General features: G+C 64.9%; 20 protein-coding genes. 14 read left to right on the forward strand and 6 right to left on the reverse strand.

The window, feature by feature from the left end; genetic code table 11:
* The first annotated feature begins 2 nt into the window (after window positions 1-2).
* The 3 genes from H6955_13570 to lipB are packed head-to-tail and all read left to right on the forward strand — an operon-like array spanning window position 3 to window position 1771.
* Complete coding sequence (locus tag H6955_13570) at window positions 3-872, forward strand: D-amino acid aminotransferase (protein MCP5314580.1); 870 nt, start codon at window positions 3-5, stop codon at window positions 870-872.
* Window positions 865-1131 (forward strand): DUF493 domain-containing protein, encoded by a 267-nt coding sequence (locus H6955_13575; protein ID MCP5314581.1) that lies wholly within the window; start codon window positions 865-867, stop codon window positions 1129-1131. The genes H6955_13570 and H6955_13575 overlap by 8 nt, the downstream gene beginning before the upstream one ends.
* Window positions 1132-1138: 7 nt before the next feature.
* Window positions 1139-1771, forward strand: a complete 633-nt coding sequence (gene lipB / locus H6955_13580) for a lipoyl(octanoyl) transferase LipB (GenBank protein ID MCP5314582.1) — start codon at window positions 1139-1141, stop codon at window positions 1769-1771.
* Between the two features lie 15 nt (window positions 1772-1786).
* Here lipB and H6955_13585 read toward each other — a convergent pair whose 3' ends face one another.
* Window positions 1787-2275 carry a MarR family transcriptional regulator gene (locus tag H6955_13585; GenBank protein ID MCP5314583.1) on the reverse strand — a complete coding sequence of 163 codons (489 nt, stop codon included), beginning with the start codon at window positions 2273-2275 and terminating at the stop codon, window positions 1787-1789.
* A 145-nt stretch (window positions 2276-2420) separates the two neighbouring features.
* Here H6955_13585 and H6955_13590 point away from each other — a divergent pair, with 145 nt between their 5' ends.
* From H6955_13590 to H6955_13620, 7 genes are all read left to right on the forward strand, one after another.
* Window positions 2421-4193 carry an N-acetylglutaminylglutamine amidotransferase gene (locus tag H6955_13590; protein MCP5314584.1) on the forward strand — a complete coding sequence of 591 codons (1773 nt, stop codon included), beginning with the start codon at window positions 2421-2423 and terminating at the stop codon, window positions 4191-4193.
* 9 nt (window positions 4194-4202) lie between these two features.
* Entirely contained in the window at window positions 4203-5927 is a 1725-nt protein-coding gene (gene ngg, locus H6955_13595; protein ID MCP5314585.1) for an N-acetylglutaminylglutamine synthetase, read from the forward strand.
* Window positions 5928-6043: 116 nt separating this feature from the next.
* Entirely contained in the window at window positions 6044-7153 is a 1110-nt protein-coding gene (locus tag H6955_13600) for an osmoprotectant NAGGN system M42 family peptidase (protein MCP5314586.1), read from the forward strand.
* Between the two features lie 133 nt (window positions 7154-7286).
* Window positions 7287-7844, forward strand: coding sequence for a glutathione peroxidase (locus tag H6955_13605; GenBank protein MCP5314587.1), 558 nt, complete (start codon window positions 7287-7289; stop codon window positions 7842-7844).
* A 16-nt stretch (window positions 7845-7860) separates the two neighbouring features.
* On the forward strand, window positions 7861-8304 hold the full coding sequence (locus H6955_13610; GenBank protein ID MCP5314588.1) for a DUF3429 domain-containing protein: 444 nt from the start codon (window positions 7861-7863) through the stop codon (window positions 8302-8304).
* Between the two features lie 94 nt (window positions 8305-8398).
* The gene (locus tag H6955_13615; protein ID MCP5314589.1) at window positions 8399-9409 is read left to right on the forward strand and encodes a MerR family transcriptional regulator; all 1011 of its coding nucleotides are present in this window, start codon (window positions 8399-8401) and stop codon (window positions 9407-9409) included.
* Between the two features lie 156 nt (window positions 9410-9565).
* Window positions 9566-9757: a hypothetical protein gene (locus H6955_13620; GenBank protein MCP5314590.1), complete on the forward strand. Its 192-nt coding sequence runs from the start codon at window positions 9566-9568 to the stop codon at window positions 9755-9757.
* A gap of 30 nt (window positions 9758-9787) precedes the next feature.
* Here H6955_13620 and H6955_13625 read toward each other — a convergent pair whose 3' ends face one another.
* From H6955_13625 to H6955_13635, 3 genes are all read right to left on the reverse strand, one after another.
* Window positions 9788-11203 (reverse strand): deoxyribodipyrimidine photo-lyase, encoded by a 1416-nt coding sequence (locus H6955_13625; GenBank protein MCP5314591.1) that lies wholly within the window; start codon window positions 11201-11203, stop codon window positions 9788-9790.
* Between the two features lie 7 nt (window positions 11204-11210).
* Window positions 11211-11816, reverse strand: coding sequence for a glutathione S-transferase N-terminal domain-containing protein (locus H6955_13630; GenBank protein ID MCP5314592.1), 606 nt, complete (start codon window positions 11814-11816; stop codon window positions 11211-11213).
* An 83-nt stretch (window positions 11817-11899) separates the two neighbouring features.
* Window positions 11900-13291, reverse strand: coding sequence for an FAD-dependent oxidoreductase (locus tag H6955_13635; GenBank protein MCP5314593.1), 1392 nt, complete (start codon window positions 13289-13291; stop codon window positions 11900-11902).
* Between the two features lie 253 nt (window positions 13292-13544).
* Between H6955_13635 and H6955_13640 the strand changes: the two genes are divergently transcribed.
* Both H6955_13640 and H6955_13645 read left to right on the forward strand, forming a co-directional pair.
* The gene (locus H6955_13640) at window positions 13545-13892 is read left to right on the forward strand and encodes a sulfur globule protein CV1 (protein MCP5314594.1); all 348 of its coding nucleotides are present in this window, start codon (window positions 13545-13547) and stop codon (window positions 13890-13892) included.
* A 124-nt stretch (window positions 13893-14016) separates the two neighbouring features.
* Window positions 14017-14718 (forward strand): SIMPL domain-containing protein, encoded by a 702-nt coding sequence (locus H6955_13645; GenBank protein MCP5314595.1) that lies wholly within the window; start codon window positions 14017-14019, stop codon window positions 14716-14718.
* Window positions 14719-14733: 15 nt separating this feature from the next.
* On the opposite strand, the gene H6955_13650 is transcribed toward H6955_13645, so the two are convergent.
* Together H6955_13650 and H6955_13655 are read right to left on the reverse strand one after the other, a co-directional pair.
* Window positions 14734-15417: a hypothetical protein gene (locus H6955_13650; GenBank protein ID MCP5314596.1), complete on the reverse strand. Its 684-nt coding sequence runs from the start codon at window positions 15415-15417 to the stop codon at window positions 14734-14736.
* A 69-nt stretch (window positions 15418-15486) separates the two neighbouring features.
* Window positions 15487-16974 (reverse strand): YdiU family protein, encoded by a 1488-nt coding sequence (locus tag H6955_13655; GenBank protein MCP5314597.1) that lies wholly within the window; start codon window positions 16972-16974, stop codon window positions 15487-15489.
* A 101-nt stretch (window positions 16975-17075) separates the two neighbouring features.
* On the opposite strand from H6955_13655, the gene H6955_13660 reads away from it, so the two are divergent.
* Entirely contained in the window at window positions 17076-18347 is a 1272-nt protein-coding gene (locus H6955_13660; protein ID MCP5314598.1) for a TlpA family protein disulfide reductase, read from the forward strand.
* Window positions 18348-18495: 148 nt separating this feature from the next.
* Entirely contained in the window at window positions 18496-21543 is a 3048-nt protein-coding gene (locus tag H6955_13665) for an EAL domain-containing protein (GenBank protein ID MCP5314599.1), read from the forward strand.
* Window positions 21544-21724: the final 181 nt, after the last annotated feature.

Raw genomic sequence — 21724 nt, forward strand, 5'->3', positions numbered from 1 at the left:
AACTGCTGGCCTATCTAAACGGCGAATTCCTGCCACGCGGCGAGGCGTGCCTGCCGATCACCGACCGAGGCCTGCTGTTCGGCGACAGCGTGTACGAAGTGGTGCCCGCTTACGGCGGCATCCCCTTTCGGGTCGATCACCACCTGCGCCGCCTCGATCGCAGCCTGACCGCGATCGGCATGGAGAATCCGCTCAGCCACAGCCAGTGGCGGACGGTCTTCGAGCGCTTGTCCCAACAGCTGCCGGGACAGGACCAGTCGATCTACCTGCAGGTCACGCGTGGCGATTATCCCGATCGCAACCACGTGATTCCGAAGCAGGTGATACCGAACGTGATCGCGTTTACCAGCGCGAACCCGCCGCGCGACGCCGGTGTGGCAGCGCGCGGCATCCGCGTCGTCACCCTCGATGACATACGCTGGCACCGTTGCGACATCAAGGCCACCACCCTGCTGGCCAACGTGCTGGCGCGCGCACGTGCCAGCGCCGAAGGCGCCGACGAGGCCATCCTGATCCGCGATGGTGCCGCGATGGAAGGCACAGCAAGCAACCTGTTCATCGTCAAGCAGGGCCTGCTGATCACCCCCCCCGACAGCGCCGAGCTGCTCCCCGGCATCACGCGCGACCTGGTGCTCGAGCTGGCGGCCGAGGAAGGCATTCCTTACGCACAGGCCACGATCGATGCGACTGACCTCACCGCCGCACAGGAGATCTGGCTGACCAGCTCGACACGCGAGGTCGCCGCGGTGGTGGAACTCAATGGCCAACCGGTCGCCGACGGCCGTCCGGGGGAACTCTGGCGACGCATGGATGCATTGTTCCAGGCGTGCAAGGAGCGCCTCCGCCGGGGGGGTGAATGCCATGATGGCTGAGCAGCCGCAGGGATTCGAGTTTCCCTGCGAATACCAGATCAAGGCGATGGGCCAGGATGATGGGCACTTTCACGAGCTGGTGGTCGAGATCATCGAGCGGCACTGCAACACCGTGCAACATGAAAGCCTGCGCCTGCGACCCAGCAGCGGCGGCAAGTACGTCTCGGTGAGCATCACAATCGTCGCCGACAGTCGTGAACAACTCGACGCGATCTACGACGACCTGACCGCACACGACAAGGTGTTGGTGCGGCTGTAATCATTGAATGTCGGACAAGCCCCTCATCGTCCGGCACCTCGGATTGCGTGACTACCGGTTGACCTGGCAGGCGATGCGCGACTTCACAGACGCGCGCACCGAGCACACTCCGTCGGAGTTCTGGATCGTCGAACATCCGCCGGTGTTCACCCAGGGACAGGCTGGGCGGCCGGAACACGTACTGGATCCCGGCGACATCCCGGTCGTACACAGCGACCGCGGCGGTCAAGTGACCTATCACGGACCGGGACAGCTGGTGATCTACCTGTTGCTGGGATTGCGCGAGACGGGACTCGGCGTGCGCGGCCTGGTGAGTCGGATCGAGCAGTCGATCATCGAACTCCTGGCGGCGCGTGATATCGCCGCGTCGGCACGTGCCGATGCCCCCGGTGTCTATGTCGATGGGCGCAAGATCGCGTCACTCGGACTGCGGGTGCGACGCGGTTACACCTATCACGGTCTCGCGCTCAACGTGACCAACGCGCTGGAACCGTTCCGACGCATCAACCCGTGTGGCCACGCAGGACTCGAGGTCACCAGCACGCAGGTGCTCGGCATGGACGAGCAGCCGGCATCGCTCGGCGACGAACTGGCTTCCCGCCTGGCGCGCGCGCTGGACTACCGCGTACAACCAGGGTAGATCCCACCGGGGCGCTCAGTCTGCACTGTCGCTGGTCGCCGCCAATGCACCACTGGCGAGTACCGGTGCCGCATCGAGCTGTTCGGCATCCATCAGTTCCGCGATGCGCTGCACCGAAGCCAGCAGCATGTTTTGCTCCCAACTTCGCAGCGCCGCGAATCGCTGCACGAAAGTCTCCTGCAACAGCGGAGGTGCCGCGGCGTACAGCTTGCTGCCTCGTGCGGTCGCGGTGATCAGCACACGTCTTCGGTCGACCTTGTCCTGCGTGCGGCGTACCAGACCTTTCGATTCCAGGCGTTTCACGACATCAGTGATCGTCGCCTGGCTGACGCTGACGCGCCGGGCCAGATCCCCGGCCGTCAACCCGCGTGCAGCGATCGCCTCGCGCAGCACCAGCGACTGCGGACCGGTCAACCCATGGCTTTGCACCAGGCTGCGCGAATGCAGGTCGATCGCCCTGATTACTCGGCGCAGGGCCACCAACATGGCCTCCGGCACCTCCATCGAATGCTTCATGCTCAAAGATTCCCCCCTGCGGCATCCGCCGCATTACCGCTATTCTTCCGCAGTTTTTCGGTACATGCGTTTGAACCCGCCGAGACAATTGTTTAGGCTCCTAAATAATGTATGCCGATCAGCGGAGCCCGAAATGTGCGGTATATCCGGTGAAATCCGCTTCGACGGCAGCCTGCCGTCGGTAGAGTCCATCGCGCGAATGAATCGCGTCCTGTTTCCCCGCGGTCCTGACGGCAGTGGCATCCATCAGTCGGGGGCCCTGGCGGTTGGGCACCAACGCCTCAAGATCCTCGACCTCTCGGAACACGCACAGCAGCCGATGATCGATAGCGAACTCGGTCTCGGCATCGTGTTCAATGGATGCATCTACAACTTCCGCGACCTTCGCGTGCAACTCCAAGGTCTCGGATACCGCTTCTTCTCTTCGGGCGACACCGAGGTGATCCTGAAGGCCTACGCGGCCTGGGGCACCGCCTGTGTCGACCGGTTCCACGGCATGTTCGCGTTCGCGATCTGGGAACGCGACAGCGGCCGACTGATCCTCGCCCGCGACAGGCTCGGCATCAAGCCGCTGTATTACACCGAACTCGACAACGGCCTGCGCTTCGCCTCGACCCTGCCGGCGCTGCTGGCCAGCGGGGGGATCGATACCACGATCGACCCGGTCGCGCTGCATCATTACATGAGCTTCCATGCGGTGGTGCCGGCACCGCATACGATCCTCAATGGCGTACGCAAACTGCCACCCGCCACCGTCAGGGTGATTGACGCCGGCGGCCGCAGTCGCGATCACTGCTACTGGCGGTTGCATTATGGACCACGCGCCGAAGAACGCGACCTGAGTTATGGCGATTGGCAGGAGATCACCCTGAATGCACTGCGCCGGGCGGTCGAACGCCGCCTGGTGGCCGATGTCCCGGTCGGTGTCCTGCTATCGGGAGGACTCGATTCCAGCCTGATCGTCGGACTGCTCGCTGAACAGGGCCAGCGCGGACTGAATACCTTCTCGGTCGGATTCGAGGCGGTCGACGACGAAGCCGGTGATGAATTCCAATACTCCGATATCGTCGCGCAGCATTTCGCCACCGAACACCACCAGATCCGCGTCGATTCCGGTCGCCTGCTACCGGCACTTGGTGATTGCATCCGCTCGATGAGTGAGCCGATGGTCAGCCACGACGTGATCGGGTTCTACCTGCTGTCCGAGCACGTCGCCCAGCACGTCAAGGTGGTGCAGAGCGGTCAGGGTGCAGACGAGGTATTCGCCGGATACCACTGGTATCCGCCGCTGCTCGAGAGTGAGCAGCCGGTCGACGACTACTCGCGCGTGTTCTTCGATCGCGACCATGCGGAGTTCCTCGCGGCCGTCGACCCGGGGTTCGCAGGCGATGATCACAGCCGTACCTTCGTTGAACGCCATTTTGCGCAACCCGGGGCGAACCGCGCGATCGACAAGGCACTGCGCCTGGACACCCAGATCATGCTGGTCGACGACCCGGTCAAACGGGTCGACAACATGACCATGGCCTGGGGGCTCGAGGCCCGGGTACCCTTTCTCGACCACGAACTGGTCGAACTCGCGGCGCGGATTCCGGCACAGTACAAGATCGCCGACGGCGGCAAGGGCGTCGTCAAGGAGGCCGCGCGCACGGTGATTCCGGCCGCGGTGATCGACCGGCCCAAGGGCTATTTCCCGGTACCGGCACTGAAATATCTGGAAGGACCCTACCTGGCCTTTGTGCGCGAGGCACTGGACCGCCCCGCAGCCAGGCAGCGCGGGCTGTTCCGCGACGACTACCTGGACAGGCTGATGGCGGATCCGAAGCGCCATATCACGCCGTTGCGCGGTTCCAAGGTGTGGCAGATCGCGCTGCTCGAGTTGTGGCTGCAGGCGCACGGAATCTGAGGATCGCCGATGAACAGGCCCAAGCACTACCGCAGCCGTCTCGACCGCCAACGGGTGCATGGCATCAGGGACGCCGCCAGCCGCGAGATGCCGCGGGCCGATGCGGTGGTCGACTGCGGATGGGGACGCCTGATCTTCGCCCACACCTTCCGCGACAACCGCCGACTGGCGGACGAACTACTCGCCGAGACACCGGGCAAACGCGATATCGCGTTCTACGTGCGCGACCCGCATGTCCTGCTGGCACTGGAACCGCACAACCTGTTTCTGGATCCTTCACACACCTATCGTCTGTGGCTGCACCGCTACAAGGTCAGCCGACTGCGCCCACGCGGCTATACGGTCAGGCTGCTGAACACGCTGGAGGATGCCGAAGCGGTGCACCGCGTTTATCTTTCGCGCCAGATGATCCCGCCGCCGGTCGATTTCATGTGGAACCACCGCACCTCGCGCGCGGTGCAGTACTTCGTCGCTTCCGATGTGCGGACCGGCGAACTGATCGGCGCCGCGACCGGCATCGATCACGTCGAGGCGTTCGGCGATCCCGAGCAGGGCGCCAGCCTGTGGGCGCTGGCGGTCGATCCACAGTCGCATCATCCGGGCGTGGGTCAGGCGCTGGTTCGACACATGGCCGAGTTCTTCATCATGCGCGGCCGCGATTATCTGGATCTCTCGGTAATGCACGACAACCGTGAGGCGATCCGCTTATACGAGCGACTGAAATTCGAGCGCATCAACCTGTTCACCGTGAAAAACAAGAACTCGTTCAACGAGCCGCTGTTCGTCGGCGCACAGCCACAGGACAAGCTCAATCCCTACGCGCGCATCATCACGCGCGAAGCCCAGCGGCGCGGGATCGGTGTCAACGTCATCGATGCCGAGGCGGGCTTCTTCGAACTGGCACTCGGCGGCCGCACCGTCACCTGCCGCGAATCGCTGAGCGAACTGACCACGTCGATCGCGATGAGCCGTTGCGACGACAAGGCGGTCACGCACCGCGTCCTGGGCTCCGCCGGCTTGCGTGTGCCGGCCCAGTTGCGGGTCGAAGACGAACAACAGGCCGAGGCGTTCCTGCACGAATATGGTGCCGTGGTCGTCAAACCGGCGCGCGGCGAACAGGGCGCCGGCATCAGCGTCGACGTGCGTGACCGCGTCGCGCTGCACGATGCGATCGCGACCGCACGCCAGTATTCGGACACGGTGCTGCTGGAGGAATACGTCCAGGGCGTCGACCTTCGGATCATCGTGATCGATGGCCAGGTGGTCGCCGCGGCGACCCGTGAACCCCCGCAGGTACAGGGCACCGGGATGGACAGCATCCGTACGCTGATCGAAAAGCAGAGCCGGCGACGCGCGGCGGCAACCGGTGGCGAGAGTACGATTCCGATCGACCAGGAGACGGAACGCTGTATCGCCGAAGCCGGCTACACGCTCGATGCGGTGCTGCCCTACGGCGAACGTCTGGTCGTGCGCAAGACGGCGAATCTGCACACCGGGGGAACGATTCACGACGTGACCGCGCGCCTGCATCCGACATTGCGACAGGCCGCGGTCGACGCCGCCGCAGCGCTCGACATCCCGGTGACCGGCCTGGATTTCATCGTATCCCGCCCCGATCGGGGGGAATATGTGATCATCGAGGCCAACGAACGTCCCGGCCTGGCCAATCACGAACCGCAGCCGACGGCCGAGCGTTTCGTCGACCTGCTTTTCCCGAACACCGCGGGGCGCTAGCCGGCGCCGTGCGGCGATCTCCGCCGGTCCGGCCCGACCGCGCGGACCTGGCCACGTGCAAGGGCCCGCGGTGAAGAATTGCGACGACTGCGAGAAAACAAGAGTCCAGATCGACCATGAAACTGCTTCCCATCGACCAGACCTATATCCAGGACGCGCTGTTCAGGCTGCTGAACACGCCGAGCCCAAGCGGGTACACCGACCGTGCGGTTCATCTCGTCGCCGACGAACTCGACCGGCTGGGCGTCCCGGTGGAACTCACCCGCCGCGGCGCCATCCGTGCGACGCTTAAGGGTCAGCGCAGCAGCCCGGACCGGGCCGTGGTCGCACATATCGATACCCTGGGCGCCATGGTCAAGGCGTTGAAACCGAACGGCCGGGTCGAGCTGGTACCGGTCGGGCACTGGAACGCGCGTTTTGCGGAAGGTGCGCGGGTCACGCTGTTCACCGACATCAGCTCGCACCGCGGCACCATCCTGCCGCTCAAGGCCTCGGGCCACACCTTTGCCGACGAGGTCGACAAGCAGCCGTCCAACTGGCAGAACGTCGAGTTGCGGGTCGACGAGTTCTGCCAGTCCCAGCAGGACCTGATGAAGCTCGGGGTACATGTCGGCGACTTCGTGGCCGTCGATCCACAACCCGAGGTGCTCGAAAACGGCTTCATCGTATCCCGCCACCTGGACGACAAAGCGGGCGCCGCTGTGCTGCTGGGCGCCGTGAAGGCAGTGATCGACAGCGGCATCGAGCTGCCGGTCGACTGCCATCCCCTGTTCACGATCTCCGAAGAGGTGGGCTCGGGCGCCTCCGCGGCACTGCACGGCGACGTCGCCGAGATGCTGACGCTCGACAACGGCACCACGGCGCCCGGACAGAACTCCAGCGAGTTCGGCGTGACCATCTGCATGGCCGACCTCAGCGGACCCTTCGACTACCACCTGACGCACTACATGATCCGTCTGTGTCAGGAGTTCCAGATCCCCTATCAACGCGATGTGTTCCGTTACTACCGGTCGGACAGCGCCTCCGCAGTCGAGGCCGGTGCCGACCTGCGCACCGCGCTGGCGACCTTCGGTGTCGACGGCTCGCACGGCTGGGAGCGCATCCATTGGAATGCCCTCGAATCGCTGACCCGGCTGGTCACGGTGTACATGCAATCGCCACCGCTGTTCCTCAGGGACCAGGACGACATCGGTCCACGCACGGGATTCCCGATGCAACCCGCCTGAGCCACGACTCCGCCAGCCGATGAACCGGTTTTGTATAAAAAATAAACCTCACAAACCGGGACATTGCAAAAATGTCCAGGTAAATTAGACTGGTGGTCAACGAAGTTCGGTCAAACGGTCGCATGAGGTCGGGATGAAACCTATACAGATGTTCGTCAAGGCGGGGCCACTGCTGGCACTGCTCGGCCTCGGTCCGCACCAAGCCGCGGCCGCCGACGGCGACCTGCTCGATCACGAGGTCCGTCGCCTGGGCGGCGACGAGCTGGTGAACCTGCAGGCCGCCTATGGCGGAAAAGTCGTATTGATCGTGAATACCGCGAGCAAGTGCGCATTCACCGGTCAGTACGAGGGGCTGGAGGCGCTGTACGAGAAATACCGCGAACGTGGCCTGGTCGTGCTCGGCTTTCCGTCCAACGACTTTGGCAGCCAGGAGCCCGGCAGCGAGCAGCAGATCCAGGATTTCTGCCGCCTCACCTACAGTGTGAAGTTCCCGATGTTCGCCAAGAGCCGCGTCAGGAAGGGCGCGGCTGACCCGCTGTTCGAAGGTCTGGCCGCGGCGGCAGGTCGCTACCCGAAATGGAACTTCCACAAGTACCTGCTGGACCGCGAAGGCCGGCTGGCAGACGACTTCCTGAGCTGGACGTCGCCACAGAGCGGCAGCGTCGTGCGGGCGATCGAGCGGCTGCTGTGACGAGACGTACCCGCCGATGAGCAGCACCTGGCAGACCGAGCGGCGCTGGCTGGGCTATGCGGGCCTGGTCCCCTTTGCCGGCTGTTGCGCGGTGCTCGTCTTCGCCGTGCCCGTCGAATGGTCGCACCTGGCTCACGAAACCCTTCGGCACTATGCGGCAGTCATCGCCAGTTTCCTGGGCGCCGTGCACTGGGGGGTCGCGTCAGACGACCGGGACGGCCTGCAGCATGCCCGGCTGCGCTGGGGAATCATGCCGGCGCTGATCGCCTGGACACTGTTGGCGCTGCCCGGCCGCGCTGCCCTGCTCGGTTTCGCTGCGCTGTTCGGCCTGATTCTGATCGTCGATCGCTACCTGCTGCCCGTGCTGGACGACGCCTACCGCACCCTGCGCCTGCAGCTGACCGGCGGCGTGATCCTGTGCCTGCTGACCGCTGTGCCCTTCGTACAGCAGGCGTCTTGATCGGCGTACCGATGGTCGGTCCGGTGCGGCAGTGCGCAGCTGTGAAACTGGCGACAACCCGACCGGCGTGGGCGCACACCTGGAGGTAGAGGACATGACCGGGAAGCACAACGATACCCGCGGCAACTATCGAATCGGCGCAGTCGCGCGCCTGACCGGGATCTCGCCAGACACCCTGCGGATCTGGGAGCGTCGCTACGACATAGTGCAACCGGAACGCACCCCGAAAGGTGGCAGGTTGTACAGCCAGACGGACGTCACCCGCCTGACCATGATCAAGACGCTGGTCGACCAGGGTCACGCGATCAGCACCGTCGCCAACCTGTCGGTCGACGACCTGAATCACCGCCTGAACAGTGCCCAGCCGGCCAACCTGCCGCCGCCCGGCACCGGTCAACACGAGGTCTGCGTCGTCGGCCAGGCGATCTCCGTCCGTGCCTGCAATGTCGAGCGGTTGCCGGAGGGGCTCGAACTCGCCGGGGCCTACACGGACCTCGACGCGTTTCTCGAAGATGAGACCACCTGCGATACCCTGGTGATCGAACTGCCGTTTCTCGATCGCGGCATCGCGCGCGCACTCGGCGACCCCGCATTGCGCCAACGCGCCCGACGGATCACTGTGATCTATGCGTTCAGCCCGTCCAACATCGTCACCCAGCTGCAGCGGTTCGGCCTGCAGACCCTGCGCGCGCCGGTGGCACTGGAGCACCTGTGGCAACAGTGCCTGCTGAACCAGACCCGCCATGTGGACTGGCAGCCGCCGGCCTGGAATCCGCAGAGTCCCAGCGACGAGCCGGTTCCGCCCCGTCGGTTCACACGTGAGCAGCTGGTCCACGTGTCGCAGGCCGCCACGAGTCTGGAATGTGAGTGCCCACATCACACCGCCGGCCTGATCGAGCAACTGGTCGCCTTCGAGGAATACAGCGCCCGGTGCGAGGTGTCGAGTCGCAAAGACGCGGCGTTGCACGGCTACCTCCACCTGATGACCGCACGCGCACGCTGGCTGATGGAGGTCGCCCTGGAGCGGCTCGCCGAGGTGGAGGGGATCCGCCTGGCCGGGGAGAAAAAAGGGAACGAGGCGCACCCCGGTTCGCCCGCCACTTGATCTCGATCAGGATAGACAGCGACTCGGCGCACATTACGGACGCGCGTTCATACACTTTTCATCGTGGTGGTCTATAAAGTACGCGGCGGCAGATTGGATGCCGCCCATAACAGGCGCCGTGGCAGAGCGCCGACCCCAAAAGTGGATGAGGGCCTGATGAAACACCAATTCGATTCGCTCGCGGAGCAGTGGCCGTACGACGCGGCCGCCCCGGAGCAACACCACGGTGACCTGCGCAAGGGTGCCTACCTGCAACGGCGCGCCGCCTATCAGCTCGAGGCAAAACTCCCGAAACCGACGCTCGCCGCCGGTATCACGACCGCCGCGGTACTGAATAAAACGCGTTGATCGACGCCGCCGCGGTCTACCCGCGGTGGCCTACTTGATCCCGCCCCAGGCCTCCAGCGCGCGTGCGCGGGTTGCCCGCAGATCGACCAATGGCTGCGGATAATCCTGTCCCAGGCGCACGTCCCCCGCCTCCAGCACCTCGGTCGGCGCCTCCCAGGGTCGATGTACCCAGCGATCGGGCAGATCCCCGAGCCGCGGTATCCAGCGGCGCACGTAGTCCCCGGCCGGATCGAACTTTTCACCCTGCACGACCGGGTTGAACACCCGGAAATACGGCGCTGCATCGGCGCCACATCCGGCGGTCCATTGCCAGCCCAGGGTGTTGCTCGCCAGATCGGCGTCGACCAGCGTGTCCCAGAACCAGCGAGCGCCGTGCTGCCAGGGCAACAGCAGGTTCTTGGTCAGAAATGAGGCGACCAGCATGCGCACCCGGTTGTGCATCCAACCGGTGGTCCACAGCTGACGCATGCCGGCGTCAACCATCGGGATGCCGGTCTGACCACGCTGCCAGGCATGCAGCTGACGGTCGTCGGTACGCCACGCAAATTGTTCAAAACGCGTATCGAGCGGACGGTCTGCGGTGTGGGGAAAGTGGTAGAGAAGATGGTGGCCGAACTCGCGCCAGCCCACCTCGCGCAGGAATTCCGCCGCCGAATGCCGCCCCCCTCGACACGCCGCGGAGACCTCGCGCGGACCGAGTTGTCCGAAATGCAGATACGGCGAAAGGCGCGAAACGCGGTCGGCAGCCGGCCGGTCCCGGCCATCTGGATAGTGCCGCAGGTCGGTCGCGAGAAACTCCTGCAACCTTCCCTCGGCAGCTGCGCGGGTCGGCACCCAGGCGTCCGCGATACCCACATCCCAACGCCGCTGCGGCAGCAGGCGCAGCGATGCCAGGTCGCCACCGCCGAGCGGGGCCAGTTGCCGAAGCGATGCCAGGCGGTCGGCAAAGTTCGCGCCCTCGACCGGCCGGTCCGGCAGCCCGCGCGCCAGCAGATGCCGCCAAAACGGGGTGAACACGCGGAACGGCGCACCCTGTTTGTTGGCGACCTCCCAGGGTTCGAACCACAGCGCGGCGTTGTGGCTGACCGCCTCGATACCGGCGCTGCGCAACGCCTGTTTCACCGTGGTGTCTCGCGCTATCAGCGCCGGCTCGTACAGGCGGTTCCAGTACACTGCCTGCGCACCTGTACGGGTGATCAACTCCTGCAACACGGCGAGGCTGTCACCCTCGCGCACCACCAGGCGCCCGCCGAGTTGGCGGTCGAGGTCCTCCAGCGCATGGTGCAACCACCAGTTCGACGCGGCGCCCGGTTCCCAGGGGGCCTCTTCGTGAGGGGCATGGATATAGACCGGGACCAGCCGTGCATGCCGCGCACATGCCGCGGCGAGTGCCGGGTTGTCCTGCAGTCTCAGGTCACGCCGCAGCCAGAGGATCGCCGTCGACACCGGCGCCTCAGGTCGGCGGCGCCGTGGCGACCATCGACGCACGGTCGGCCATCCCGGCGTACCACGCCGCCAGGCGCGGCCGCGTCGCGCGCCAATCGCCGACTGCCCCGCGCAGATCGAGATAGCCGAGGGCGACGGCGAGACTCAGGGTGCCGAGGTCGATGCGCCCGGTGAGCCCGGCCGCCCCGGCCTCCAGGCCGTCGAGCGCGCGTGTGATCGCGCGCTGTTTGAGTTCGATCCACCAGTCCCAGCGCTTCTCCGCCGGGCGCTTGCTGCGTTCGACGAAGATCAACACCGCACACTCCAGGACCCCGTCCGCCAGCGCCTGTTCGCGCAGGACCTGCCAGCGTCCCGCACCCCCGGCCGGAATCATCCGCGGACCCTCGTGCAAGCCATCCAGGTAGTCGCAGATCACGCCGCTGTCGTACAGGGCGCTGCCGTCCTCGAGGACCAGTGTCGGCACCATCGACAGCGGGTTGTCTAAGGTCAGGACCTCCGGTTCGGCCCAGCCGTCGACCGTCTCCAGCGCGACGCGGTCGGCAAGACCCGTCTCGTGCAGCATCACGGTGACCTTGCGTACGAACGGCGAGGTATGCGAATGGCGCAACAGCATCGGCGCTGCTCCCTGTTTCCAGTGCGTGGATTATCGGCGGCCGATGCCGGACTGCCCAGCGATCGGCCGTGCGCCTGTCTTGATCAGGCCGCGTCCGCGCCGCTGATGATATGCGATGGCAGGTCGCTGCCCTGGTGGCGCTGGTCGCTGCCCAGCAGGTCCGCGGCGAACCGAGCATCATCGACCGAGGCCCCGAGGTACTCGGCGACGGCGCGCATGTCCACCTCGGCGTTTTCCAGGCAACAGGTCGCCCCCGGCGACGGTGTCATGTTGAAGATCGCGCCGACTCCGGTATCGATCTTGGCCTCGCCCATCATCAGGCGGCGGTTGTCCTTGTCGATCAACTGCGGGCGGATACCGCCGACATGGTGCGCAAATCTCAGGTCGCGGTAGCGCAGGTCCGGGACGATCTTGCGCGCATCCTTGAGGAACAGACCGCGCCGCAGCACCGGCACCTCGAACAGGAAGTTCTTCAGCATGTAGTTGCGGATGTCCGGCACCTTCAGGAGGTCGTACAACACGTCCCATACCTTGCGGTCGAAGCGAAACACGCGCATGAAGTCCTTAAGCGTCTCCCAGTTGTAACGTTCGAGCACGGGCAGCACCAACGCGGTCGGCCCCCAGCGCGTCTTGCCCGGCACCATCACGTCGGGGTCGCCGTGGATCGCGGCGAACGGCAGCTTGTCGTTCTGCACCGTGTACACCTTGCCGCGCAACACCTGCGGGGTGAAGTAGTAGCTTCCCGCCACCGGCAGCACCGAGTAATGGTGGCCATAGCCGAGGTCGTGCGCGAGCTTCAGGCTGTGGCCACCGGCACAGACCACGATTGCCCGCGCCTGGAAGCTGGTCGTGGCGGTCTCGATCACGAACAATTCGCCCTGCGTCTTGATGTGCCGGACCCGTTGGTTGTACTCGACGACCGCCGACTTGCCTTCGCAGCGCTGCGCCTGACGCACGAACGAGCGCGACAAGGCCTCGTAGTTGACCGCCGTGTACTCGTTCTCCGAACCCAGGGCGACGATCTCGTCGGGTCGCGGACGGCCGTTCGCATAGGCGACCGCCGGCTCGATGCGCGCGATGTCCTTGGCCTCGAGCAGCCGCAGGTTCGGGTAATGGGGAGACAAGGTCGCAAACCGTTGCCGCAGCTGCGTGCATTCGCGAGCACCCACGCCGAGTACCATCTTCGGGTAACGGAAGATCAGATGGTCGATATCCGGCTGCGTGGTGGCATAGTTCTCGACCATGCGCGCGGCACGCTGCACCTTCAGCGCCTTCTCCAGGCTGTAGTTCGTCTCGATGTCGCCGCAGTGCAGCGTCTGGCTGTTGTTGCTGTGCAGTGAGTTGACGCGCGCCGGTGCCGCATACTTCTCCAGCAGGCCGACATGCCGGATGTCGGTGTATTTCGATGTCAGATAGAGCAGAGCGGAGCCGGTTACACCGCCGCCGACGATCAGCAAATCGAATACCTGGCTCAAAGCAACAACCTCCCCACCTGCACTTCTGTGCAGCATAGCGGGCACCCGCCGCGCGGTCTCATGAGGTTTCTTGACGCCTGGCCATTGATGCAGCGCACCAATACTTGTGACCGAAAAAAATATTGCTATTTTATAATTTTCTAATATACTTCACGTCCATCGGTGCACAGGATCGCCGACCGCCCCGCACAGGCGGCAATCAATTTGAACCATCGGGCCATTGCCCATCCATCAGAATCTCGGAGACATCGACATGAAAAAAGTTATCGCTATCGCTGCCGTCCTCGCTGCCACCCAGGCCTCCGCCTGGTGGGGTAATGGCTACGACAACAGCTACAACAACGGCTATGGCGCCGGCAACGGCTACAGCAACGGCGTGTTCGACGGTACCGGCGACGCCGCTGGCGAAGGCACCTTCAGCATGAACTTCTCGGGTCGTGGCAACACCAACATGCGTGGCTACGGCAATGGCTACGGCTACGGCGACGGTTGGGGCCGCGGCTACAACTACCAGCAGCCGTTCTACGGTTATGGCCCGTACGGCTATGCACCGATGCCGCCGGCTGCTCCGGTTGCTCCGCAGGCAGAAGCCGCCGAGTAATCGCTCCGCGGTTACCGGCCCAACGGCCAGCACGAACCCCGCACCCCGGTGCGGGGTTTTTTGTGCGCCACGTCCGCCGCCACTTGTTATGCTGCCCGGATCATCAGGCGAGTGGAGAACCACGATGCGATGGACATGGGCCGCAACACTGTTCGGCGCCTGGCTGTTGTTGTCGGCACCGACGCTGAGCGCCGAGCAACCGCAATACAACCGGGTCAGTCTCAATGAATCCGCCGAGACCGAGGTCGACAATGACCTGATGGTCGCGGTGCTGTTCGCGCAGGCCGAAGGCCGTGACGCCGTGACGCCGGCCGACCAGGTGAACCGCGAGATCGATTGGGCATTGGGAACGGCAAAAGGCGTACCAGCGGTCAAGGTGCAGACGCTCGGTTACCAGACCCAAGCGGTGTACGACAAGAACAGCGTCCGCGGCTGGCGGGTCATGCAGTCGCTGCGCCTCGAGAGCACCGATGGCCGCGCGCTCGGTGACCTGGTCGCGACCTTGCAGTCACGCCTGCAGGTGATGTCGATCGCTTACGAACTCTCCGATTCGCAACGCCGGAGCCGGCTCGACGAGTTGACCGCGACCGCCCTGGACCGGTTTCAGGCACGCGCGGAACATGTCGCCAAGACCTTGAAGCGCAGCGGCTTTCGGCTGGTGCGTCTCAATATCGACGACAGCGGTGACCGACCCATGCCTCTGGCGCGTGGCATGACGATGGCGGCCGCGCCGATGGAGGCATCGGTCGCGCCGGTGCGCCTCGAGGCGGGCACACGCAAGATCGCCGTCACGGTCAGCGGCGAGATCGAACTGAACGCCGACTGATCGCCGTCGGCCTCATCAGTTGAAGGTTGCCTGCCTGCGCAGCAGGTTCAGCCGTGCGGCAATCTGCAAAAGCCGGTCTGCTGCCGCGGCGGGTGCCGCCGTTATCCGCGCCAGGTGGTTTTCGGCATCGGCGTAGAGAGTGCTCAGCTGCTCCAGATCGAACAACTCCAGCGCCGCCGCAAGCGCCTCCGCATCGGCACTCAACAGCGTAGCGGCCAGCTCACCGGGTTCGATCGTGGTCTGCGGGTGCAGCAGGTCGGCAACCAGAGGATGAGCCAACAGGCCGAAGTGCGCCGCACGCGCCGCGCGTTCGTCGTGTAATTCCTTCGACGCCTGGGGATCGGATCCCGCAGCACGCTCGACGTTGCGCATGACGACCTCGATCAGCTGCGCAATCGCGGCCTGGTTCGAGGTGTGATCCTCGGCCAGCCCCGCCGAGGTCTCGTACAAGCGATCGAGATCCTCCTTCAATCCCAACACGACATCGCTGCCCGCGTTCGGCGCCAGTTCCGCCGCCCGCGTGACCACCTGCCGCAATTCAGTCAGAAACGCCACCAGCTCCTCGTGATCGTGGCGCTGCATCTCCAACAGTACCCCGCCGTCCGGCTCAGCGGACAGATCACCGAACAGCGGATTGCCGAGTTTGCGCCGGTAGTGTCGCTCGTGGCGCCCGGGGCGTTGACTGAAATTCGCGTGCATCGCTGTCTCGCGTCATGGGGTGGGTTTGGACCGGGCCGATGATCTTAACCGGCCGGGCCCGGTCGGTGGTCACGACGAGCAACTCACCTCGAGATGCCGCCCCCAGTCCGGCGGTTCGAGCGCATAGGCGGCCATCTCCGGTTGATCGTCAAAGGGGCGCGCCAGCACCCGCTGCAACCGTTCGAGTTCACTGTAGTCGCCAACTTCGGCGCCCTCTATCGCCTGCTGTGCGAGGTAGTTGCGCAGGATGTAGCGCGGATTGACGGCACGCATCCTGGCGGCCCGCGACGTATCTTCGCTGCCTTCGGCGCGCAGCCGCGCACGGTAGACCCGCAACCAGCGATCGAACGCCGGCCGATCGACGAATCGGTCACGCAGCGGCCCGTCGCGCTCCGGATCCTGCAATGCAAGACCGCTCAGGTCGCGCATCAGATTCGTGTAATCGACCCGGTTCTCGGCGAACAAGCCGAGAAGATCCTCGGCGAGCTGCTGGTCCCCGGCGCGTTGATCGCGCAGCCCGAGTTTCGCATTCATGCCGGCCGCATAGGTCGCGGCCAGGGTCGGCTGGTACTCAGCCAGTACCTCCTGGGCCTGTTCGGCTGCCGCCTCGCCATCCTCGGCGTCGATCAGCGGCAGCAACGCCTGCGCCAGGCAGGTGAGATTCCAGAGGCCGATCGACGGTTGGCGATCGAACGCGTATCGGCCATGGTAGTCGGAATGGTTGCACACGAAGCCGGGATCGTAGGCATCCAGGAATCCGAACGGCCCATAGTCGAGCGTCAGGCCGAGGATGGACATGTTGTCGGTATTCATCACGCCGTGGGCGAAGCCCACCAGTTGCCAGGCGGCGATCAGATTGGCGGTACGCCGCACCACCTCGCGCAAGAGGTCGAGATAGGGGGTGGACGCATCCTGCAGCTGCGGAAAATCGTGGCCGATCACGTAGTCAGCCAACTGGCGAAGCTGGCGATACTGACCGCGGTAATAGAACACCTCGAACGAACCGAACCGGACATGGCTGGGCGCCATCCGGACCAACAGGGCGCCGCGCTCGATGCGTTCGCGGTAGACCTCCTCGTCGCTGTCGAACAGACAGAGTGCGCGGGTGCTTGGAATGCCCAGCGCATGCATCGCCTCGGAACACAGGTATTCACGAATGCTCGAACGCAGCACTGCACGACCGTCGCCATCGCGTGAATACGGCGTCAATCCGGCACCCTTCAGCTGCAACTCCCAACGCTGACCCTGGCCGTTGACCACCTCGCCCAGGACGATCGCCCGGCCGTCGCCGAGCTGCGGCACATAACGTCCGAACTGGTGTCCCGCGTAGCACATCGCCACGGGATCGCCGCCAGGCAATGGCGCAACCCCGGCCAGGCCCGCCACCGCCGACGCGTCGCGCAGGGCGTTGGGATCCAGATCGAGCAGACCGGCGGCCGCCTCGCTCACGCCGACGACATGGCTACCCCGAAGCGGGCTGGGTCTCACGGGGGTGTGAAACCCCGCCGGCATCCGCGCGTAGGTGTTGTCGAATTGCAGCTCGTCCAGGTGTTTCATTGCGACGCATGCTGCGAGGCACGTGGCCGTCGATCAACCCATGAGTGGCACGGGAATCTCCTATAATCGACCATCCGTTTCGAAACCCGATCCTCCTCCCGATGACACGTATCCTGATTCTGGTGGTGCTGCTTGCGCAGAGTGGCAGCGCATTCGCCGAACGGGTGGTGACGACGGACCAGGGCGACGAGATACCGGTACAGGTCTATCCGGCGGCGGGCGAGCGGCTGATGATCTGGCTGCCGAGCGAATTCGGCACCACGCCGCGCCGCAGTGCACTGGCCACGGCACTGGCCGCGCGTGGCGTCGAGGTCTGGTCACCCGATCTGCATTCCGCCTGGTTCCTGCCGACCGGCCGCTACAGCCTGAACGATGTCGACCCCGCCGCCGTCGGCGCCGTATTGAAAGCGGCGCTCGCCGAGACCGACAAGACCCTGTACTTCATGGCCGAAGGACGCAGCGTGGCGCTGGCCCTGGCCACGGTACGTGCGTGGCAGACCGCGACCGACGACACCTCGAGGCTCGGCGGCCTGCTCGCGTTCAGTCCAAATCTCTATCTGCGCACACCCCAGGGCGGCGAAACCGCGGACTACCTGCCGATCGCCACAGCCAGCAACCTGCCCGTATACATCCTGCAGCCCCGGGAATCGGCGGGTTTCTGGCACGTGGCCGACGACGTGCGCGCGCTGGAGCACGGCGGCAGCCCCGTGTTTGTGCACGTCCTGGAGCGGGTATCCGATGGTTTCCATGCGCGAGTGGACTTCAGCCCGGCCGAAGAGGCGATGACACGGCGGCTGCCGGAGGTGTTGCTGCAGGCGCTCGAGCTCCTCGCCGGGTACGGTGGCACGCCCCCGCAGCCCGCCCCGCTGCACGGCGATGCCCTGCCGCCACAGCGTCCCGACGGCAGCACGCTGCTACGCCCGGTCGCCGAGATCCGGGACGCACCCGACCTTGCACTGCCGAGTCTGGACGGTGACCTGATCAGGCTCGACGATCTGCGTGGCAGCGTGGTACTGGTGAACTTCTGGGCCACCTGGTGTCCTCCCTGTGTCGAGGAGATCCCTTCACTGCAGCGCCTCTACCGAAGGCTGCAGCCCCACGGCATGGAAATCCTCGCCGTGGATGTCGGCGAGGACGCCGTGACGATGCGCGCCTTTCTCAAGGACAAGCCGGTCGAGTTCCCTGTACTGATGGACACCCAGGGCGACGCACTGCGGCGTTGGGGTGTCTATGCCTTCCCCACGACGCTGGTACTCGATCGTCAGCACCGGATTCGGTACGCGGTGTTCGGCGCGTTCGACTGGAATAGCGATGAAGTCGTCGCGACACTGCAACCGCTGTTGAACGACGGGCAGGCACCTGACGCACGCTGATCCTGACCCCGGGTTTTACCGCCTATCCGAAGCACCTTCCCTGCCCTGATGGCCTGCCACCCGACCTTCAAGTCGAACGCGCTGCGGTCGCTATAAACGACACACCGCTGTGCGTTCGGCGCACAGCACAGTCGCCGCGAACACATCGATGCCAGAACTGCCGAACGCTGCCGCGACCACCACCGCCCCCTCCAGTCGCCGAGTCGCCGGCGGTCCGCGTCGGGTCGACCGAGCGTTCTGGGTCGTCAGCCTGATCATCGCGATGAGCGACGCGCTGTTGATCTACTTCAACTACCACTCCACCCATGCGGTGGTGCTTGAGAACCTGACCGCCGACGGCGTCCGCCAGGAGACCACATTCCAACTCAATCTGCGCAACCAGGGCCTGCAGATGCAGCAGTTCGCCGCCTATCTGGCCAACCAGCCCGCGGTACAGGCGCTGTTTGTCGAGGGCCGTCGCGCTGTCGAACAGGAGGGTGGCGGCCGCGGCGGCGAACGTGCCGCCGCCCTGCGACAGCGCCTGTTCGACCTGATCTCGCCCGGTTGGCAGAAGATCACCGGCGACTACCAGGTACGTCAGCTGCACTTCCATCTGGGGCCCGGCGACACGTCGTTTCTGCGCGTGCACGAGCCCTCCAAGTTCGGTGATGACCTGTCGTCGGTGCGGCACACGATCACACATGCCATCCGCAACAACGAGCCGACCCAGGGGTTCGAGTCGGGGCGGGTCTATCCGGGCATCCGTGGCGTCGTGCCGATCACCACCGACGGGGACCAAGATGCGCCGGCACAGGTCGTCGGCGCCCTCGAGGCCGGCAGCTCGTTCGCCCAGATGCTGCAAATGCTCGAGACGGACACCGGGACCCTGTATGCGGTACTGATGACCGAAGCCCATTTCCGGCGCACCCACTGGCCGGCGTACGCGGCGCAACTGCTCAAACAACGGCCGCTGGCCGGCGAATGGTTCATCGAGGCCACGTCGGATGAACCGACGGTCCGGCAGATGCTGAAGGACCGAGAAGTCACGGCGACACTCGGCGGACGGCAGGCAGAGATCGTCCGGATCAACGGCACGCCCTACGGCGTCTACAGCTTCCCGTTCCGCGACTTTCTCCGAACCATTGATCCTTCACAGCCGCCGATCGGAATGGTCGTGGCGTGGCGCGATGCCAGTGGCCCGCTCGCGGCCGCCGACAAGACGCTGAAGACCAATCTGGCCATCGGCGCATTCGGTTTCCTGGTCGTCGAGATCCTGCTGTTCACCGCCTGGAGCATCACACGAGGCCGCCTGCAGCGTGCGATCGACAACGGTCTGAGCGAACTCTCGCAGACCAACGGGACGCTGCAACAGGAGGTCGCGCGGCGCGAGCATTCGGAGGCGAAGCTCAGGGACTACCAGGGTCAGCTGGAGCTTATCGTCGCGCAACGCACGCATTCACTGAGCGAAACGGTCGACGCCCTGCAGCAGCAGATCACACAGCGCCAGGCCGCGGAGCAGGCGCTGCAGTACCAGCGCGACCAGGCGCAGGTAACCTTGCGCTCGATCGTCGATGGCGTGATCACCACCGATGCACAGTGTCGCGTGCAATATCTCAACCCGGCCGCTGAACAGCTGACCGGTTGGACGCTGGCCGAAGCCGCCGGCATGCACCTCGGTGAGGTGTTCGACGCCCGCGACATGGACAGGTCCGGGAGCAGACCGGCCTTCGCGAGCTGCCTTGCCGGTGATTGCGAGCAACAGCACAGTGAAAACACCGAACTTACCCGGCGCGATGGCAAGACGCTGACGGTGGAGCACTCCACTTCACGCATACGCGACGAAAGCGGCCGCGGAGTCGGACTGGTGCTGGTATTTCACGACGACACCGCGACGAGGGAATTGGCGGTGCAGTTGTCCTACCAAGCCTCGCACGATGCATTGACCGGCTTGGTCAACCGCCGCGTCATCGAGATGGAACTGCGCGACGCGCTGCGTGCCAGTCGCGCCGACGACTCCGAGCACGCCTTTCTTTACGTCGATCTCGATCAGTTCAAGGTGGTCAACGACACCTGCGGACACGTGGCAGGCGACGAACTGCTGCGACAACTGACCAAGCTGCTACAGAAGAAGACCCGCAAGACCGACTGCCTGGCGCGCCTGGGTGGTGACGAGTTCGGTCTGCTGTTGCGCGATTGCGGCCCACAGAAGGCGCGCGCCATCGCCGACGGCCTGCTGGAGACGCTCCGCAGTTTCCGGTTCGTCTGGGAACAACACACCTTCAAGATCGGGGCAAGCATCGGCGTCGCATCGATCGACGCCCAACTGGAGAGCGTCGAGGCGGCGATGAGCGCCGCGGACTCGGCCTGCTACCTGGCGAAGGAGAAGGGTCGCGGTCGTGTCCATCTCTCATTGCGCGACGACGCCGAGCTCACCACACGGCGTGGCGAGATGCAGTGGGTCTCGCGTATCCAAAAGGCGATCACCGACGACCGCCTGGTGTTGTTCGGGCAGTCCATCGTTCCGGTTCACGCCGGCAACCACGCGGATATGCACCAGGAGATCCTGGTTCGCATGCTCGACGAGAACGGCGAACTGATCGCGCCGAATGCGTTCATACCGGCTGCGGAAAGGTACGGCATCATGCCGGAGATCGACCGCTGGATCATCGGCCGGGCTTTCCAGTTGATGCAGCGCTCCCAGCTCCTGTGGCCGGGCAATCCGGAGGGCTGGTTCAGCATCAACCTGTCCGGTGAAACGATGGCCGACGATGCCACACTCGGCTATATCCGCGAACAACTGAAACGGTTCGACATCGATCCCCGCCAGGTGTGTTTCGAAGTCACCGAGACCGCCGCGATCGCCAACATGTCATCGGCGATAGACCTGATGACGGAACTCAAGGGCGACGGCTGCCGCTTTGCGCTCGACGACTTCGGCAGCGGCTTGTCGAGCTTTGGCTACCTGAAGGCCCTTCCCGTCGACTTCCTGAAGATCGACGGCGAGTTCGTAAGAAACCTCACCCAGAACCCGATCGACCGGGTCATGGTCAACGCGATCAACGACGTGGGCCACGCGATGAACCTGCGCACGATCGCAGAGTTCGTCGAGGACGCCGCCACGATGTCGGAGTTGCGTCGCATCGGCGTCGACTACGCACAGGGCTATGGCGTCGCCGCACCGGTGGTACTTGCAGTGACCCAGACCGGGACCGACTGAGGGACCGGCCTCACCCGCCCCGGAGACTTGCGGCTGTTGGCGCACGAGGCGCCCGACAACGCCGCCATTGGGCCGCCCGGCGGCACGCTGGGTGGAGGGTTCGGCGGTCTCCAGATTGCCGAAGTCGCGCCGATCTAACAGACATTCCGCCTTCCGGCGGGGACGCATCCATATCGATGCG

The sequence above is a fragment of the Chromatiaceae bacterium genome (genome assembly GCA_024235395.1).
Taxonomy (GTDB): Bacteria; Pseudomonadota; Gammaproteobacteria; order Chromatiales; family Chromatiaceae; genus Thiosocius.

Coding starts and splice junctions, on each gene's coding strand:
- H6955_13590 (MCP5314584.1), top strand. CDS start 2,421: ATGTGCGGTATATCCGGTGAAATCCGCTTCGACGGCAGCCTGCCGTCG.
- H6955_13650 (MCP5314596.1), bottom strand. CDS start 15,417: ATGCACGCGAATTTCAGTCAACGCCCCGGGCGCCACGAGCGACACTAC.
- H6955_13605 (MCP5314587.1), top strand. CDS start 7,287: ATGAAACCTATACAGATGTTCGTCAAGGCGGGGCCACTGCTGGCACTG.
- H6955_13645 (MCP5314595.1), top strand. CDS start 14,017: ATGCGATGGACATGGGCCGCAACACTGTTCGGCGCCTGGCTGTTGTTG.
- H6955_13655 (MCP5314597.1), bottom strand. CDS start 16,974: ATGAAACACCTGGACGAGCTGCAATTCGACAACACCTACGCGCGGATG.
- lipB (MCP5314582.1), top strand. CDS start 1,139: ATGTCGGACAAGCCCCTCATCGTCCGGCACCTCGGATTGCGTGACTAC.
- H6955_13660 (MCP5314598.1), top strand. CDS start 17,076: ATGACACGTATCCTGATTCTGGTGGTGCTGCTTGCGCAGAGTGGCAGC.
- H6955_13585 (MCP5314583.1), bottom strand. CDS start 2,275: ATGGAGGTGCCGGAGGCCATGTTGGTGGCCCTGCGCCGAGTAATCAGG.
- ngg (MCP5314585.1), top strand. CDS start 4,203: ATGAACAGGCCCAAGCACTACCGCAGCCGTCTCGACCGCCAACGGGTG.
- H6955_13615 (MCP5314589.1), top strand. CDS start 8,399: ATGACCGGGAAGCACAACGATACCCGCGGCAACTATCGAATCGGCGCA.
- H6955_13620 (MCP5314590.1), top strand. CDS start 9,566: ATGAAACACCAATTCGATTCGCTCGCGGAGCAGTGGCCGTACGACGCG.
- H6955_13575 (MCP5314581.1), top strand. CDS start 865: ATGGCTGAGCAGCCGCAGGGATTCGAGTTTCCCTGCGAATACCAGATC.
- H6955_13640 (MCP5314594.1), top strand. CDS start 13,545: ATGAAAAAAGTTATCGCTATCGCTGCCGTCCTCGCTGCCACCCAGGCC.
- H6955_13600 (MCP5314586.1), top strand. CDS start 6,044: ATGAAACTGCTTCCCATCGACCAGACCTATATCCAGGACGCGCTGTTC.
- H6955_13610 (MCP5314588.1), top strand. CDS start 7,861: ATGAGCAGCACCTGGCAGACCGAGCGGCGCTGGCTGGGCTATGCGGGC.
- H6955_13665 (MCP5314599.1), top strand. CDS start 18,496: ATGCCAGAACTGCCGAACGCTGCCGCGACCACCACCGCCCCCTCCAGT.
- H6955_13630 (MCP5314592.1), bottom strand. CDS start 11,816: ATGCTGTTGCGCCATTCGCATACCTCGCCGTTCGTACGCAAGGTCACC.